Annotated in this window: 14 protein-coding genes; 8 read left to right on the top strand and 6 right to left on the bottom strand. The window is 40.3% G+C overall.

Annotated elements, in window-relative coordinates; translation table 11 throughout:
- Positions 1–259 precede the first annotated feature (259 nt).
- Both P767_RS0113350 and P767_RS0113355 read left to right on the top strand, forming a co-directional pair.
- On the top strand, positions 260–3226 hold the full coding sequence (locus tag P767_RS0113350; RefSeq protein ID WP_026764920.1) for a SusC/RagA family TonB-linked outer membrane protein: 2967 nt from the start codon (positions 260–262) through the stop codon (positions 3224–3226).
- Positions 3227–3257: 31 nt separating this feature from the next.
- Positions 3258–4769: a RagB/SusD family nutrient uptake outer membrane protein gene (locus P767_RS0113355; RefSeq protein ID WP_026764921.1), complete on the top strand. Its 1512-nt coding sequence runs from the start codon at positions 3258–3260 to the stop codon at positions 4767–4769.
- Between the two features lie 118 nt (positions 4770–4887).
- On the opposite strand, the gene P767_RS17780 is transcribed toward P767_RS0113355, so the two are convergent.
- From P767_RS17780 to alaS, 3 genes are read right to left on the bottom strand one after another with little or no spacing between them, the layout of a single operon-like run.
- The gene (locus tag P767_RS17780) at positions 4888–6027 is read right to left on the bottom strand and encodes a TlpA disulfide reductase family protein (RefSeq protein ID WP_051417361.1); all 1140 of its coding nucleotides are present in this window, start codon (positions 6025–6027) and stop codon (positions 4888–4890) included.
- 9 nt (positions 6028–6036) lie between these two features.
- The gene (gatB, locus tag P767_RS0113365; protein WP_026764922.1) at positions 6037–7482 is read right to left on the bottom strand and encodes an Asp-tRNA(Asn)/Glu-tRNA(Gln) amidotransferase subunit GatB; all 1446 of its coding nucleotides are present in this window, start codon (positions 7480–7482) and stop codon (positions 6037–6039) included.
- Positions 7482–10100, bottom strand: a complete 2619-nt coding sequence (gene alaS, locus P767_RS0113370) for an alanine--tRNA ligase (protein ID WP_026764923.1) — start codon at positions 10098–10100, stop codon at positions 7482–7484. The genes gatB and alaS overlap by 1 nt, the downstream gene beginning before the upstream one ends.
- A gap of 97 nt (positions 10101–10197) precedes the next feature.
- Between alaS and P767_RS0113375 the strand changes: the two genes are divergently transcribed.
- Together P767_RS0113375 and P767_RS0113380 are read left to right on the top strand one after the other, a co-directional pair.
- Positions 10198–11169: a M23 family metallopeptidase gene (locus tag P767_RS0113375; RefSeq protein ID WP_026764924.1), complete on the top strand. Its 972-nt coding sequence runs from the start codon at positions 10198–10200 to the stop codon at positions 11167–11169.
- A 43-nt stretch (positions 11170–11212) separates the two neighbouring features.
- Positions 11213–11443 (top strand): hypothetical protein, encoded by a 231-nt coding sequence (locus tag P767_RS0113380; RefSeq protein WP_026764925.1) that lies wholly within the window; start codon positions 11213–11215, stop codon positions 11441–11443.
- A gap of 38 nt (positions 11444–11481) precedes the next feature.
- Here the strand turns inward: P767_RS0113380 and P767_RS0113385 are convergent, their stop codons facing one another.
- Positions 11482–11913: a YybH family protein gene (locus tag P767_RS0113385; protein ID WP_026764926.1), complete on the bottom strand. Its 432-nt coding sequence runs from the start codon at positions 11911–11913 to the stop codon at positions 11482–11484.
- Between the two features lie 41 nt (positions 11914–11954).
- Between P767_RS0113385 and P767_RS0113390 the strand changes: the two genes are divergently transcribed.
- Complete coding sequence (locus tag P767_RS0113390; RefSeq protein WP_026764927.1) at positions 11955–12548, top strand: DNA-3-methyladenine glycosylase family protein; 594 nt, start codon at positions 11955–11957, stop codon at positions 12546–12548.
- Here the strand turns inward: P767_RS0113390 and P767_RS0113395 are convergent, their stop codons facing one another.
- Positions 12549–15128: a phosphoenolpyruvate carboxylase gene (locus tag P767_RS0113395; RefSeq protein WP_026764928.1), complete on the bottom strand. Its 2580-nt coding sequence runs from the start codon at positions 15126–15128 to the stop codon at positions 12549–12551.
- Between the two features lie 88 nt (positions 15129–15216).
- Between P767_RS0113395 and P767_RS0113400 the strand changes: the two genes are divergently transcribed.
- Genes P767_RS0113400 through P767_RS0113410 form a run of 3 tightly spaced genes read left to right on the top strand, consistent with a single transcriptional unit; the run spans position 15217 to position 16817 of the window.
- Positions 15217–15759, top strand: coding sequence for an RNA polymerase sigma factor (locus P767_RS0113400; RefSeq protein ID WP_037352806.1), 543 nt, complete (start codon positions 15217–15219; stop codon positions 15757–15759).
- A gap of 35 nt (positions 15760–15794) precedes the next feature.
- Entirely contained in the window at positions 15795–16268 is a 474-nt protein-coding gene (locus tag P767_RS0113405; protein WP_026764930.1) for a hypothetical protein, read from the top strand.
- Between the two features lie 24 nt (positions 16269–16292).
- Positions 16293–16817, top strand: coding sequence for a hypothetical protein (locus tag P767_RS0113410; protein WP_157611538.1), 525 nt, complete (start codon positions 16293–16295; stop codon positions 16815–16817).
- 33 nt (positions 16818–16850) lie between these two features.
- Here the strand turns inward: P767_RS0113410 and P767_RS0113415 are convergent, their stop codons facing one another.
- Positions 16851–17603 (bottom strand): MBL fold metallo-hydrolase, encoded by a 753-nt coding sequence (locus P767_RS0113415; protein ID WP_026764932.1) that lies wholly within the window; start codon positions 17601–17603, stop codon positions 16851–16853.
- Positions 17604–17607 lie beyond the last annotated feature (4 nt).

Below are 17607 nucleotides of genomic sequence, written 5' to 3' on the forward strand. Positions count from 1 at the left end.
TTTTGCCGGGCTTTTTTTTGGATGAATATTAAAAATTAGGCAAAAGCATAAGAATATTTTTTAAATATCAGGTCAGTTTTTAGATTTTTTTAATTCGCTTAGAGAGTTGATAATATTATTTAATTGTTAATCATTTTACTACGCATAAAAAAATACTTTATTAAGTAAGAGTTCGCCGTTTATCACTAACAGCTTAACAAATATTGGCTTTTAAGCTTTCTTTAACTATATTAGCACTCCAAAATTTAAAAACTGAATCATGAGAAAACTAGTCACATTGTTTTTCAATGTGCTGTTATTTGCAGTGCTGCAAGTAAACGCACAGACAAAGACTGTTACGGGTAAAGTAACAGACTCGAAAGATGGTACACCACTAGCAGGTGTTTCCATTACAGTGAAAGGAGCTGCGGGTACAGTTACCCAGCCAGATGGCTCTTTCAAAATTGTAGTGCCAACCACAGCTAAGAGCCTTAACATTAGCTCGGTTGGATATACTCGTCAAGACGTTTCTATTCCTGCCAGCGGCGTTGTTAACGCTAATTTGGTTAGAGAAGATTCTAACCTTGATGAAGTAATTGTTATTGGTTACGGTACTGCCAAGAAAAAGACAGACGTAACCGGTTCTGCCGTTCAGGTTAGCGGTGAGCGTGTTCAGGATCGTCCTACTGCAAACGTTTTAGACGCTTTGCAAGGTCAGGTTCCTGGTCTTCAAGTGTATAACAGTTCTGGTGAACCTTCTTCTACTCCTTCAGTAAGATTGAATGGTGTGGGTTCATTAGGAGCCAGCTCAACTCCATTGTATATTATGGATGGTGTGCCTATTGATGCAGGTACCGTATTGAGCTTAAACCCTGAAGATTTTGAATCTGTTACTGTATTAAGAGATGCGTCTGCAACTTCTATCTACGGTTCCAGAGCTGCAAACGGGGTTATTTATTTTACTACTAAAAAAGGTAAAGTAAACCGCTCTCAGATTTCATTGAACACTCAGTATGGCGTTTCTAATTTAGTTAAGCCTACTTTGGATATGTTCAATGGCTTCATGAACACCAAGCAGTTAACTGATTTCTGGGTTGCAACCGGATACCAAACACAGGCTCAGGTTAACAACCTATTAAGCATTTACAATGCTGATACCAAGTGGTACAAAACTTACTATCGTGAAAATGTTCCTACCACTCAGGTAGACTTGAATATTTCCGGTGGTGGTGGTAAAACTACCTACTATGTTTCTGGTAGCTATTTTGATCAGGAAGGTCTTGCTTTCCGCTCTGGTTACAAGCGTTATACTTTGCGTACTAACGTAACTACAACTGTGAACGACTGGTTCCAAATGGGAATCAATATGTTTGGAGGATATGATGAAAGACAAACCAACCCTTATGGTACAAACAGTACCAACCGTGGTTTGGCTTTATTAGCTGCTCCTTTCTATTCTCCTAATGACCCAAGCGGTAGACCTTATCCGAATTTGATTCCTGGTTGGGCTAGATACAATCCTGAATACCTGGCTAACACCAACAGAGGAAATTCTAATAACCTTCAGTTTAACCCAAGTGGTTATATTCAGTTGAGTCCATTAAAAGGATTGACTATTAAAGCTCAGGCTGGTCTTGAATTCTACGATTTCAGAGAAAGCAGTGTAAGATTACCTTCTTTCATTGGATCATTGAACAATGGTGCGGTTAGTGAAGGTTTCACAAGAGGAAGTACAAAAACTTTCACCAATACAGCTGAGTACAAGTTCAGCTTTAAGAACAGACATAACTTTACTGCATTGGCAGGTCAGGAATTCATTCAAAGTGCAACTACTGCATTTGCAGGTAGTTCTACTGGTCAAACAGATGATCGTTTGATTACCATTTCTGCTGGTCCAACCAACTTCTCTGCTTCTTCAAGCCGTACTGAATATGCATTCCTTTCTTACTTCGGTAGACTTAACTACAACTTAGATTCTAAGTACTTCTTAGATCTATCTGTAAGAAATGACCAATCTTCTCGTTTTGGTAGAGACTTAAGAGGAGCTACTTTCTACTCTGCAGGTTTCATGTGGAAAGCAACTAAAGAGCGTTTCTTAAGCAATATCAGCTGGTTAAACGACTTGAATGTAAAAGCAACGATTGGTACTTCAGGTAACTCTTCTATTGGTAACTACCAGGCGTTGGCTACTGTAGGAAGTTCTTTGTACAATGCAGGTACTACTTTTGGTATTTCATCTGCGGGTAACCCATTATTGTCTTGGGAAACTCAGCGTCAGATTAACTTAGGTATATCTGGTACTATCTTCAATCGCTTGAACTTCGACATTGAATACTACGATAGAAAAACTTCTAACATGTTGGTAAGTGTACCTTATGCATTTACTTCCGGATTCAGCAGTATTACATCTAACGTTGGTAGCTTAAGCAACAGAGGTATTAACGCTAATTTAAACTATGCTATTATTAAGAAGAAAGACGCAAGTTTAAATACTTACGTGAACCTTGGTTACACTACACAGAAGATTACTGAATTGTTCCAAGGAAAGCAGTTCTACATCATCCCTAATACAGGTGTAAGCTGGGCTGTAGGTCAACCAGTTTCTTATTTCTATCCTATTTTCTCTGGAATTAACCCAGCTACTGGTAACCCAGAATGGTTCAGACCTAATGCTGATCCTAACTTGATTGTACAGACAAATAAGGATCCTAGAAATGTAACCACAGCTTTCAATACCAATGCTTTACAGCAAAACACAGGTATCAAGCGTTATGCGCCTTTAACCGGTGGATTTGGATTGAGCGGTAGTTACAAGCAATTCTCTTTTAATGCAGACTTCTCATTTGCAAGTGGTAAGTACATGATCAATAACGATCGTTACTTCTTTGAGAATCCTAACCAGTTCCCTGGATTTAACCAGTCAGTTACTGTATTGGATTACTGGAAGCAACCAGGTGATGTAGCTCGTTTCCCAAGATACGGAGTACAGTTTACTCAGTTTGACAGCCGCTTAATTGAGAACGCTTCATTCATTCGTTTGAAGAACTTAACTGTAGCTTACAATGTTGCTAAAGATGTTTTGGCAAGAACTAAGACTATCACAGGAGCAAGATTCTTTGTTACTTTCAGAAATATCTGGACTTTGACAAACTATACTGGACCTGATCCTGAAGTTGATACCAACGTAAGTTTAGGTGCTAACCCTAACACAAGTCAGGTGGCATTTGGACTTGGATTACAGTTCTAGTTAAGTATTTATCAAAATGAAAAGAATCAAAATGAAAAGAATAAATTTAACTTATACAATTGCAGTACTGAGCTTAGTTATTTTGCTTGGTTCCTGCCAGAAAAAATTGGACCTGTTTCCATTCAATGCAATAGAACTGTCTCAATCTTTTAAAACCGTAAAAGATGCATCTACCTGGAATGGTGGTTTGTATGCAGACTTAAGAGGCAGAACTTACGGTACCTATATGTTCGCTACTGATGTACAGGCTGATCAATTAAACGCTTCCCTAGACTTTGGTAACAGAAATGGTAACCCACACAGATGGGGCCAAAGCTTCTTAGCAGAAGATGGTTTGTTGAGCGGCGTATGGTCTGGATATTATTTTGCACTAAGAAACGTGAATGCTGCAATTGCTGGCTTTGAAACCATTCAAAGTAACAATCCGGCAGAGGCTGATTCTTTAAGAAGATACAAGGCCGATAACTTTTTCGCCCGTGCACATTACTATCATCAATTGGTTCAGCGTTATGCAAAAGCCTACAATCCAACAACAGCAAATTCTGATTTAGCAGTTCCGTTGGTGTTAACTTATGACATTAATGCCCTACCTGCCAGAGCTACTGTTAAGCAGGTATATGATCAGATTTTGGCTGATATTGCTGCGGCTAAAACCAATGCAACTGGTTCAGCTGCACGTACCAGCACTCAAGGTGCAATGCGTGTTACACTGGATGCAATTTTAGCTTTGGAAGCTAGAGTAAAATTAGATATGCAGGATTGGGCCGGAGCTATCACTGCTGCAAATGCAGTGATTAATTCCAATCGCTACCCTCTAATTAGCACGTTGACCGATTTGAGAAATATGTGGGTAAATGATTTACCCAGAGAAGTAATCATGCGTTTAGCAGTTGTTAGAAACAATGAGACACCTAATACTAATAATATTTATTTAGGTTTCAACGCTGGTAACAACCGTTTTACACCTGATTTCATTCCTAGCCAGTGGATGATTGATTTATACGAAGCTACAGATATCCGTAAGGATGTATATTTCGGTGCAAAAGCTGTGTTGATTCAGGGTATTCAGTATCCAAACATGATTCTAGTAGACAAGTATCCTGGTAACCCAGCTTTATTTACTACAGCAGCAACTAACTATCAGCATACTCCAATTTTATTCAGAGTGGCTGAAATGTATTTGATTGTTGCTGAAGCAGGAGCAAATGCAGGTGGTGCTTCAGCAATTGAAGCAACAACCCGTTTAAATCAGCTAAGAGCAGCAAGAGGATTAACTCCAGTTGTTGCTACCGGAGCTGCTTTGGTTCAGGCTGTTAGAGATGAGCGTACCAGAGAGTTAGCCTTTGAAGGTTTCAGATTACAAGATTTGAAGCGTTGGGGACTTGGCTTTACCAGAAGAGCGCCACAAAATATCAATGCTATTAACGTAGGAGATAACTATGAAAGATTATCAGTACCTGCAAACGATCCGAAGTTTGTATGGGGTCTTCCTACCAATGATATTTCAATTAATCCAAACTTGGTTCAGAACCCAGGATGGTAATTGATAGGAAAGCTTATCATCAAAAAACCCGAATCGTTTGATTCGGGTTTTTTGTTTGTATAGAAACCTGCACTTTAACTTTCTTGGTACAGCAAGGGACAGAATTGAAATAATCAGATTATTTCAATAGCTCTTCTAAGGTCTTAAACAATTGATTACCTCTTAAATCAGAAGCAATTATTTTTCCTTCAGGATTAATTAAAACATTAAAAGGTATAGCGTTGAACTGATATAGGTTAGGCATTTCGCTTTCCCATTGTTTTAAATCGCTGATATGCTTCCAGTTTAACTTATCCATTTTAATGGCATCTAACCAGGCCTGCTTATCGTTGTCTAGTGAAACACCCAGGATGGTAAAGTTTTTCTTTTTGAACTGATTAAATGCAGCTACTACATTTGGGTTCTCCTTTCTGCAAGGACCACACCAGCTGGCCCAGAAATCTACCAATACATATTTTCCTTTCAGACTACTTAAAGAGAAGGGTTTGCCATCTAAATCGGGTAGGGTAATTTCTGGTGCGTCTTTGCCCAATAAAGCATAAGCAGGTGGTGCTGCAGGTTGCTGTTTAGCACTAGCGTCGAGCATTGCTTTGATTTTATTTAAGCCGGAATGAGATTTGTATTTTTCGGCAGATTCATTTACCAGGGCTTTTAATTCGTCGGGTGTCATGGTTCTGGAAGCCATACCCAATGCATAATATCGGGCAGCAGGGCTTTCGCTTTCATTGATAAATTTTCTAACCATTCCGTTCATTTCCTTCACTTTGCCATCTCTGTTTACCTGCATTACTTTCACCAGAGAATCGGTATTGGGTTGAGCCTTTAGAGAATCCAGCTCCATGAATACAGCATACAATGCAGAATCTTTTTTTCTGTAATCCTCAAAAAGGGTATGCATGGCTGCGGAAGCCGGAGAGTTTTTAACCTCATACACTCTGTATCTGGTTACATCCAGGTCCACTTCAATTTCATTGTTGTCGTTTACAATTAATACATCCGGACCATTCTCCAACACCAGTCGGTACAAACCTTCTTCTTTCGCAATTCCTTTTAAACTGAACTTGCCATCTGCAGGCAGGCTGGCAGAATCAAGAATAACAGGCTGGTCTCCTCCATAAGGCAGTTCCTGTAAATAGACTTTAGGGGTAATGGCGTTTTTAATGGTACCCTTTACGGTAAACTCACCATATTTTTTTTCCTGACTACAGGCACTTAGCAGTAGTCCAGTCCCCAATAAGAGGTAAATGGATTTTTTCATAATGGAATTTTATGCGTTTAATTTTTGTTCCAGTAGTTGGGTAACGATTTTTGGATCGGCTTTTCCCTTACTCAATTTTTTTACTTCTCCTACAAACAAACCAATCAATCCTTTTTTGCCTTTCTGATAAGCCTGCACTTTATCGGGCATCATTTCTATGGCTTTATTTACCCATTCCTCTAATTCAGCAGTGTTGCTGGTTTGCAGCAGATTCAGTGAATTAGCCAGTTGTTCCGGATCTGATTCATTGTGTAAAAGGGCGGGCAAAAGTTTGGATGCTGCTGTTGAGAAATTAATTTTCCCTGATTCAATTAACTGAATCATTTCTGCCAGATTCCCTGGACTCAACCCTAGTTCGGCAATGGTTTTTTGCTGTTCGTTCATCAGCTGTTTTACAGGTCCAAGAATCCAGTTGGCAATCATTTTATATTGCGGGCATACATTTGCAGTAGCTTCAAAAAATTCAGCTATTGATTTTTCTTCGCATAACTGAGAAGCGTCGTACTCGTTCAATTGGTAGTTATGCTGAAGAACTGCATGCCATTCGTTGGGCAATAACGGCAGACTGTTTCTAATGTCTGCAATCTTTTCTTTCGTAAGGATAATAGGCGGCAAATCAGGGTCAGGAAAATACCGGTAGTCGTTGGCTTCCTCCTTTTCGCGCAAACTAAAGGTAATATCCTTGTCTGCATCATAGCTTCTTGTTTCCTGTATAATTTTATTTCCGGCTTCCAGTTCGTTGATGATTCGGTTGATTTCGAACTCAATGGCTTTTTTGATATTCCGGATGGAGTTCAGGTTTTTAACTTCAACCTTGGTTCCCAGTTTTTCCGAATCTTTTAATTTCACAGAAATATTGGCATCGCATCTCAAGCTCCCTTCTTCCATATTACCGTCACAAACGCCAATCCATCTTACCAGTTTCCTGATTTCGGTTACATATTGCCAGGCTTCTTCTGCTGAAAACAAATCGGGTTCAGTTACAATTTCAATGAGTGGAGTACCTGCTCTGTTTAAGTCAATGCAGGAATCAGCATCTAATATATCGTGAATACTTTTGCCTGCATCTTCTTCCAGGTGTATCCGGTTTAACTGCACCATTCTTTTTCCTTCATCGGATTTAATAGGAATATGTCCCCCCATGCATATAGGATGTGTATGTTGAGAAATCTGATATCCCTTGGGCAAATCCGGATAGAAATAATTTTTTCTTGCAAAAAAACTTTCTTCTGCAATGGTACAGTTACAAGCCAGTCCCATTTTAACCGCCATGGTTACTGCTTCCTTATTCAGCCTGGGGAGGCTGCCGGGAAATGCCAGAGAAATCGGACTCACCTGCGTATTGGGTGTGTTTCCGAAAGCCGTGCTGTCTCCACTGAACAACTTGCTTTTCGTGGCCAGTTGTGCGTGAATTTCAAGGCCAATCACTGCCTGGTATTTCTCTGGATAACCCATTATAGCAGTGAATAAATTTGTTGGATCAGTGTTGACAAATTAGATGCATCCTGACCACCAGCAGTTGCCAGGGTTTTCTGACCGCCGCCACCACCCTTGATTAAAGGGGTTGCGTATTGTTTTATTAAATGCGGAGCTTCCAATCCTTTTTGTGCAACAACATTATCACTTAGTAAAATGCAAACGGCAGCTTTGCCTGCAATGTTGGCGCATAACACCACCACATAATTTTCGCCCAGATCTGCTTTTAAGTCGAAGCAGATTTTCTTTAAATGATCAGGGCTGCTCACTTGCAATACTTCTCCAATAAACTGGCCATTACCAGATGGGTAAGTTTTAATTTTTTGTATTAATTCAGACTTGAGGGATTGTAATTGTTTGGCTTCCAGGCTCTCCAGTTTTTTCTCGAGTTCCTGTTTTTCCGCAACAAGTTTTTCAATAGACTTGAGTACATCCTGTGATTTTAAAACATTGCCTATCTGCTTTAAAGTCTCGTTTTGAGCGGACAAATAATCAAATGCTGCTTTTCCGGTTAATGCCTCAATTCTTCTTACTCCGGCTGCTACTGCAGACTCAGCATTTATTTTCATTAATCCAATCATTCCGGTAGAAGCAACATGGGTTCCTCCGCAAAGCTCCACCGAGTAAGTTGGGTCTGCAATTACCACTCTCACGCGATCTCCGTATTTTTCTCCAAACAAAGCCATTGCACCTAATTGCAAAGCCTCGTCCTTAGACATTTCCTTGATTACTACAGGAATGTTTTCTCTGATTTTTGTATTCACTATATTTTCAACCGCAATAATTTCTTCTTCTGTTAATCTGGCAAAGTGAGAGAAGTCGAAACGAAGATTGTCTTCATTAACCAACGACCCTTTCTGAGCCACATGTGTTCCCAAAACCTGTCTTAATGCAGCATGCAATAAATGGGTAGCAGTGTGGTTATAACAGGTAAACAATCTTTTTGCTGCGTCTACTTCAGCCGTAAATTCAGCTGAAGGATTCAAAGGCAGCTGATCTACAAAATGTACAATCAGGTCGTTCTCTTTCTTGGTATTGGTTACTGCGATTGTATCGTTACTGAAAACTAATTTCCCGGTATCGCCTACCTGACCTCCACTCTCTGCATAGAATGGGGTAGTGTTTAATACCAATTGGAATTGTGTTTTTCCTTTGGCACTGATTTTTCTGTATCGGGTTATTTTGCTTGTTGTACTCAATTCGGTGTAACCAACAAATCCATTTCCTTGTTCGGTTGATATTTCTACCCAATCTTCCGTATCCAAAGTGGTAGCGGCACGGCTTCTGTTTTTTTGTTCCTGCATTTCCTTTTCAAAGCCCTGCTCGTCAATTGATTTATTATTTTCTGTAGCAATTAATCGGGTAAGGTCAATCGGGAAACCAAAAGTGTCGAACAATTCAAAAGCAGCTTTGCCATCTATTACCGCTCCGCTGTTTTTAATAATATCATCCATTCTTTTCAACCCTTTGTCGAGGGTTTTCAGGAATGCATCTTCTTCTTCTTTTACTACTTTGCAAACAAAGTCGAGTTGCTGATGCAGTTCCGGGAACACATTTTTAAACTGTTCTGCAATAACAGGAATCAATTGAAACAATAAGGGCTGTTTGTAATTCAGATAAGAATAATAATACCTTACAGCTCTTCTTAAAATTCTTCTGATTACATAACCTGCTCCTGTATTGGAAGGTAGCTGACCATCGGCAATGGTAAATCCAATCGCACGAATATGGTCGGCAATTACCCTGAAAGCAATGGCTTCTTTTGAATCCGACTGATCGTATGTATTACCGGTTATTTTTTCAATAGCTCTGAAGGTTCCGGTGAATACATCGGTATCGTAGTTGCTCTGTTTGCCCTGAATTACTCTTACCAGTCTTTCAAAGCCCATGCCTGTGTCTACGTGTCTGGCAGGCAGTTCAACCAGGGAGCCATCTTTTAAACGGTTGTATTGAATGAATACATTGTTCCAGATTTCAATTACCTGAGGATGGTCTTTATTTACCAGATCTCTTCCCGGAACTTTTGCAATTTCTTCTTCTGATCGGCAGTCTACATGTATTTCAGAACAAGGTCCGCAGGGGCCTGTGTCGCCCATTTCCCAGAAGTTATCCTTCTTATTTCCGTAAACAATATGATCGGGAGCCACCAGTTTTTTCCACTCTGCCAATGCAAGGGTTGAAGCAGGAATTCCTTCTGCAGGATCTCCTTCAAAAACGGTTACATATAAGCGGTCTTTCGGCAACTTATACACTTCAGTTAATAGTTCCCAGCTCCAGGCAATGGCTTCTGCTTTAAAATAATCACCAAAGCTCCAGTTACCCAGCATTTCGAACATGGTATGATGATAAGTGTCTACCCCCACTTCTTCCAGGTCGTTGTGCTTGCCACTCACTCGTAAACATTTTTGGGTATCTGCAATTCTGGAACTACTCGGTTGGCTGTTTCCCAGAAAATAGTCTTTAAACTGATTCATACCCGCATTGGTAAACAAGAGGGTAGGGTCGTTCTTTACCACAATAGGAGCAGAGGGTACAATCTGATGCTGTTTGGAAGCAAAAAAATCCAGGAATTGCTGGCGAATTTCGGCACTCGTCATGATGAATTACTTTTTATATGCCATTCAGGCTGTAGAAACTATCTTTGTTGTTAATTAAGACGGCAAAGGTACGGATTTAAGGGGCTGAAAACCGATCATGAAAAAGGTAAAATACTACTATAATACACATAATATGCGCTTTGAGAAGCTAACCACCCCCCTAAGGGTAAGGTTGCTTCAGGTATTTGGATATATAGCCGCATCTATTGTTACCGGGATCCTCATTTTTGCCATTACTTTCCGCTACATTGATTCCCCGAAAGAGAAACTATTAAGGCAGCAAAACGACGATTTAAAGCAGAATTACCGGGTGATGGAAGAGCGAATCAAGCAATTGCAGCTTCAGATGGACGAAATTGCCAACCGGGACAATTATGTGTACCGTTCCATATTTGAATCGAGCCCCATTCCAGACAGTGCCAGGGTAAAAGAAATGGAGAAAAAGAAAGAAGTGCAATTGGTGCAGAGCATGGGTGAAACTGAACTGGTAACCAGTATGGCAGCCCAGCTGAACAATCTGAGTTTGCGAATGGCTTATCAGGTAAAATCTTTCAATGCCATAGAAAATATGGTGAAGAACAAGGAAAAACTAGTTGCTGCCATTCCTTCTATTCAACCCATTAGCAACAGAAATTTGAACAGAGTGGCTTCTGGTTTTGGCTATCGTATTGACCCCATCTATAAAGACCGGAGACTGCATGCTGGTCTTGATTTTACAGCACCTATCGGTACTCCTATTTATGCGGCGGCAGACGGGGTGATTAAAGACGCCGGATTTAATACCGGCGGTTACGGAAACAGGGTTGTGGTAAATCATGGGTTTGGTTACGAAACTTTGTACGCCCATATGGTTCGGATTAAAGCCAGGGTGGGAGCCCGTATTAAAAGAGGCGAAGTAATTGGATATGTTGGGTCTACCGGTAAAAGTACTGGCCCGCATCTGCATTATGAAGTTCATAAAAATGGAACTCCGCTGGATCCCATTTACTTCTTTTATAACGATTTAACGCCGGCGCAATTCGACCGGATATTGAAATTAGCAGCAGCCAGCAACCAAAGCTTTGATTAGGAAGAACAAAATCCTTAATCAGTTGTAATACAATAAAAACATTTTGGAACCAGGGGTAAGAGAATATCTGTTACGTATTGTAAACACCATTTCTGTGGGCTTATTATGGCTGGCCATTAATTCCACGGCAGGCATTATGTACGACCATGCTTTTTTTCACGATACCATTACTACCGGTAATATTGTTTTCTACTGCTGGTTTATCATCAGTTTTTTCTTCCTCATGCGCTGGCTGATCAAGCTTTGGAGTAAGCCCATTCATTTTGAGCGCTAACCTTTTTGGGCAACCGGATGTAATTGTTATTGCTCGTTCTAACTGCTATGATCCATAATAATAACCCATTCGCCGTTTATCTTTTTAAACAGCAGGGTATAGTGCCCGCTTACATTACCTGCATTTCTGGTGAGTTCCCATTTGCCTAAAACCATCCACAATTGCTTTGCCAAGGGTTTTACCTCTAGAAGGGTAAACATCAGGCTACCCATATAATCCTTATTTGGATAGTTCTTTTTGTAATTGTTCAAGGTATTGGTATAACCATAAGTGGGACCGTTTTTTCCAACAAATAAAAGACTGTCGTTTTTCCAGTAGCCCTTCATAAAAGCGTCAAGGTCTCCACGGTTCCAGGCAGCTGTTTGTTCTGCTAGCATTTTTCTGATTTGTTTTTCCGGGCCTGCCTGTGCAAAGCTGAAACCATAAACACTAAGAATAAGTAGGGTTAATAAAGCGAGTTTCTTTGTCATTTTTCAGCATTAGTCAATAGTAAATTAACTAACTTTCTTGAATGGAGTATCTGAAACATTTGCAAAAGGATAAAAAATTAAAACCTTTGCTGCAGGCAGGCTATTTAACAATATCAAAACGAAAGAATGTTCCGGTACGATTAATGGCAAGCATCATGAGCCAGCAGCTGAGCACGAAAGTAGCAGCAGTTATTTACCAGCGGTTTCTGGATTTGTACAATGGTAAGGATCCTGAATTGTCAGTTGTTCTGAAAACTCCGGATGAAAAATTGAGAGGCATCGGATTAAGCAATGCAAAAGTTGGATATGTAAAAAATGTAGCAGCCTTTTGCCTTGAACATTCCATCACCGATAAAACTCTGGCTAAAATGGACAATGAGGCAATCATTAATTTGCTGGTGCAAATTAAAGGAGTTGGAAGATGGACGGTAGAAATGTTATTGATGTTTACGTTGGGAAGAGAAGATGTATTTGCGGTGGACGACTTAGGCATACAACAGGCTATGTGCAAATTATACAAATTAGACCCTGCCGATAAAAAAGCCATGAAAAGCGCCATGCAAAGCATTGCTCAGAAATGGTCTCCCTATCAAACCTATGCCTGTATGCATTTGTGGCAATGGAAAGACAATTGATTATGCAGAGTTTCTGGCCGCATTAATAATGCCAAACATAGACCGGGTTACTAATTTTTCGTAATTGGCTTTTTCTTCTGCAGAAAGGGTGTCTTTTTTTAACTGATGCAGTGAATACTGCTGAATGGTAAGCAAGGGAAGTACAATTTTATCGCGCATCAAAATAGAAGCCCTGCCTGTTGCATCTTCTTCCATCAGCAATTGATTGCCGGACAATTCAAGTACCAATGCCTGTGTAAGGTCGTATTCTTCTTTAATTAATTTCCAGATGGGCCCATAAGTGGCATCTTCCTGAATACAGGCGGTTAAGGGGAAAAAGGATTTCAACATGCTCATCATGCTATTGTCGATCAGGGTTCTGAAAAACGCCACTTCATTAAAAAGTGTTTTCACTTCATCCCACCTGCCCGCTTCTTTCATTTTCTGTAGTGCCGTACCCACTCCAAAATATCCGGGAACATTTTGTTTTAACTGACTCCAGCTTCCTACAAAGGGAATGGCCCTGAGGTCTTCAAAAACCAGCTGAGTGGAATTGCCTCTTTTGCCGGGCCTGCTGGCAATATTCGATTTGCTGTAATAGTTCAGCGGGCTGAATTGCTGCATGTAGGGAAGAAACTGAGGATGTTTTTTAAAAGACTGATATACTTCGTGACTTATTTTACCAAGCTCTTCCAATAAGTTTTTGTTTTCAGCCCTGATATCTTTTCTGTTCTCTGCAAATACGGTATTGCTGACTCCTGCACTTAATAGTTGTTCCAGGTTGTACTGGGCCGATTTTAAAGTGCCAAAATTAGAAGTAATGGTTTGTCCCTGAATGGTCAATTGTATTTCTTCGTTTTCAATAGCATTCCCCAGGGATGCATAAAACTTATTGGTCTTGCCACCTCCTCTTGAAGGAGGACCACCCCTGCCGTCAAAGAATTTAACCTTGATGCCGTATTTTCTTGAAATGCCTGTAAGGTTTTCCTTTGCCTGATAAATACTCCAGTTGGCCTGCAAGTATCCTCCGTCTTTGGTACCATCGCTGAATCCTAGCATGATGGTCTGCGCCTGTCCTCTGGCTTTAATATGTTGCTGGTACAGGGGCAGTTCGTATAGCCAGGTCATGATTCCTTCTGCATTTTTTAAATCGTCGATGGTTTCAAACAAAGGAACAATGTCTACCGAAAGTTGCTGAATATTCCAACCGCAAAGCTTAAAAAGCGTGTAGACTTCTATCATGTTCAGGGCCGACTGGCAATTGCTGATGATATAGCGATGACAGCCTTGTTCTCCATTCAGTTGCTGAATGGAATGAATGGCAAAAATACTTTCAACCGTATCTTTTGCAATGGTGCTGCTTGTGTCTGTGGTTTCAATTACCTTGTTTATGGAAAGTAAAACTTTAATTTTTTCGGCCTCACTTAGAGTAGCATAATCATCTGGAAGTATTCCTTGTTGATCCTGCTTCTTTAGTGTTTCGTTTATGTCTGCAATAACTGCTGTATGTATTCTGCTATCCTGTCTAATATCGAGCGAAGCAAACCAGGTCCCAAAAATGGTAACCTTATTTATCAGGCTATTGATCCTGTTCAGGTAAAGACCATGATGTTCCGAAATTACCAAAGCTTTAATGGCGTTCAGTTTTTCCAGTAATTCTTTCTGCTGCACTCTTCTGCTCTCTTCCGGACGAAACACATTTTCGTACAATTGTGCTTCCAGCTGAGTAACCAGTTGGTCCACACCTGCAAAAGTTAATCTTCTTTTTAAGGAACGGATATCTCTGTAATAGCATACAATGATGGCACTTCTAAGTGATTCCGCTACTTGCAAAGTAGTGGCTGCATTTACAAAAGGATTTCCATCTCTGTCTCCTCCCGGCCAGAAACCCAGTTCAATAAAGGGGTTATTGTTTTCTTCGTTCAGGATTTCTTCGTGAATGAAATTGTAGATATTTCCGATAGACTTGTAAAGAATATTCTCCAGGTACCACATCAGATTGACGGCTTCATCAAAAGGAGTGGGTTGTTTCTTGTTGAAAAAAGGAGTGATGCCCAGCTGTTGTATATACAGATTAATGGTTTCAAAATCATTCCTGGCAATGGCTTCACCTAAATCATGAATAATACCCAGCACATTGCCCGGATAAAACTGTGTTGGATGGGCAGTTAAAACAACCCTAACCTTAAATGATCGTAGTTTTTCTTTTAAGAGCGGCAACTTTCCTTTAAAATAGGCTTCGTTGTACAATGCTTTCAGGCTGCCTGTTCCGTTCAGCTGATTCACTGAATCGAATGCCGCATCTTCAATTGCATCAAAAAGTACCACCTGCCTTTCTATGTATTGAACAAATTTAAAAAGACGTCCTATTTTGTCCTTTTCATCGTCTGCCATGGCATGTCGTTCAAAGAACTGATCTATAATAGCCATGGGGCTTTTCCCTTGCTGGTAACCGTCTACACAGGCTTGCAATAAAATGGGAAGCAAGGCCCCTACATTGGCGATTCCTGAAAAGGGAAGGGCTGCAAACAAGCTATTATAGATAGTGTATTTGTCTGTAACATTCTGTCTGAAAGACTGTATGGCTTTTTTTGAGTTCATATTGATTCAACTGAATATACAAATTTTTTTCAGCCCATTAAACCCATACCGCCAATTTTTATCTAACTTAAAATACAATTGTAAAAGTTTGAACCAGGATACAGCGTTGGTGAAGCGGTTAAAAATCCCTTCTGAAAAAGATTCGGCATTCACGGAGCTGGTTAAGAAATACCAGGAAAAATTATATTGGCATATCCGGCGCATCGTTGTGGATCATGATGATGTAAACGACGTATTGCAGAACAGTTTTATTAAGGTGTGGAATGCCCTGGATAATTTCAGGGAAGACAGTCAGTTGTACACCTGGCTATACAGAATTGCAACCAATGAAAGCCTGAGTTTTCTGGCGCAGAAAAACAGAAAACAGGCCGATTCATTTGATGATATTTCTGAGACCTATGCAAATCAAGTAAAAGCCGATCCCAACTTTGATGCCAATCAGCTGGAGTGGAAATTGCAACTGGCTATTCAGCAACTTCCGGAGAAGCAAAAGCTGGTATTCGGACTTAGATATTTCGATGAAATGAGCTATGAGCAAATGAGCAAAATCCTTGATACGAGTGAGGGTGCGCTGAAAGCCAGTTATCATCACGCAGCCAAAAAAATTGAAGAATTTATTAAAACACATTAAACCAGTTGACAGGTAATTGGTCATATATACCGAACATGGAAAACAGAAAAGACATAGCACAAGAACTAGAGGAGATTGCTCCTCTTTTGAACAGGATCAGCAAGAAGCCTGTTCAAACGGTACCTGCGGGCTATCTTGAACAATTGAATATTCAAATACCCGGCAATCAAGCGCCAGTGGTAAGCATGAAAAAAGCTACAAACTGGTATCGATTGGCTGCGGCCGCTGTTGTTACCGGTATTTTGGTTTTGGGTGGATGGCAAATGATGAACGAATCACTGAAGCCACTGGAAAGCGAAGTGGGGATGAATTATGCGGAATTGACTTCTCTGAATGTTACAGACTGGGTACAACAAATGCCTAATGAATCAATAGATGAATATCTGCAATCTGCCAATGCATTGGCAGGATCGGAGAATAGTTTACACCACTACACGGTAGATGGGGTAACCGGAACAACTGTGGATGAGATATCAGATGAGGAACTGCAGCTTTATCTGAATGATTAATTGAAAATTTTTAAAAAAAGTAAAATGAAAAAGATTCTTTTCTTGATGGTAATGAGTGTGGCTGTTGCTGCACATGCACAGGAACCACCACCTCCTGGTAAAATGGACAGAATGCCCGGTGCTCCTGGCAAACCCAGAGGCCCCAGACCTCCACATGTAGAAGCACTGAAAGTAGCTTTTATAACCCAGAAACTCAATTTAACAGCTGAAGAAGCACAGAAATTCTGGCCCGTTCACAATAGCTATATGGCTGACTTAAAAAAAGCCAGAGAAGCCAATAAGGATGCAGAACTGGCATTTGAAGAGCAAGCGCTTTCTATCAGAAAGAAGTACAATAACGACTTCAAAAAAGTTTTGAACAGCGAAGAAAGAGTAAATACTGTTTTTAAGCTAGACCGCAATTTCAACGACATGATGCGCCAGGAAATGATGCGTCGTGGAATGCGTCCGCAAGGCCCACAAGGTCCGGATCAAAAACCCGACAGACCTGCATTGCGCAAGAGAATGATGGAGCGCAATCAGCGGGATTCATCTTTACGGAAGAATTAATCAAGAAAGATTTCTTGTAAGCCTTTAGAATAATTAGGTTGAATGATTAAATACAGGGCTGGAGATATCATGGTAAAACAGGTATTTCCAGCCTTTTTCTTTTCCCTCTTCCCACCATTGTTTGCGAAGCTCCATGCATTTCTTTCCATCGAAATCATACTTGGCTACAAACCTGCTTTTCATTTGCTGTAATTGTGGTGCGTCATCTCCGCCAAAAAAGACGGTTTCATTTCCATCTGTAATGGTAAATACCTGGTGGTATTTGGAGTGCGCACCCGTTAACTGGTATTCAATGTAGCCATCTATGATACCCTGGTCTTCATTAAGCCAGATTACTTTGCTGAACTCTTCCAGCATGGCAATGTCTTCCTGTACATAAGAGGCAGAGCCAATTCCCATGGCATATTCAAATTCTCTTCTCTGCACAAAATAACTAGCATAGGGAAAAGCAATGAATTGTTCTCCGGTACTATGGTTTCTGGTTGTAATACCTCCTGCATGGTCTTTGTGCAAATGACTCATCAATACTTTTGTAACCTGTGAGGGGTTGTACCCGGCTTTTTCCAGGTTATAATAAATCTGAGGAACCCCATTCGACAAGTTATACCCCAGACCTGTATCAATTAAGATTACATCTTTGGATGTGATAATAAGAAAGGGTTGAATTTCTACCAGTAAACTTCCGATTGGTCTGCTGTTTAATTCTTCTTTAGTAGTGTCGAAAGGAACAAAAACCTTGGTTTTATCAATGGTAAAACTTCCTTCAGATAAAGGTATAATGGTCATAATA

This window comes from Sediminibacterium salmoneum NBRC 103935, from assembly GCF_000511175.1.
GTDB lineage: Bacteria > Bacteroidota > Bacteroidia > Chitinophagales > Chitinophagaceae > Sediminibacterium > Sediminibacterium salmoneum.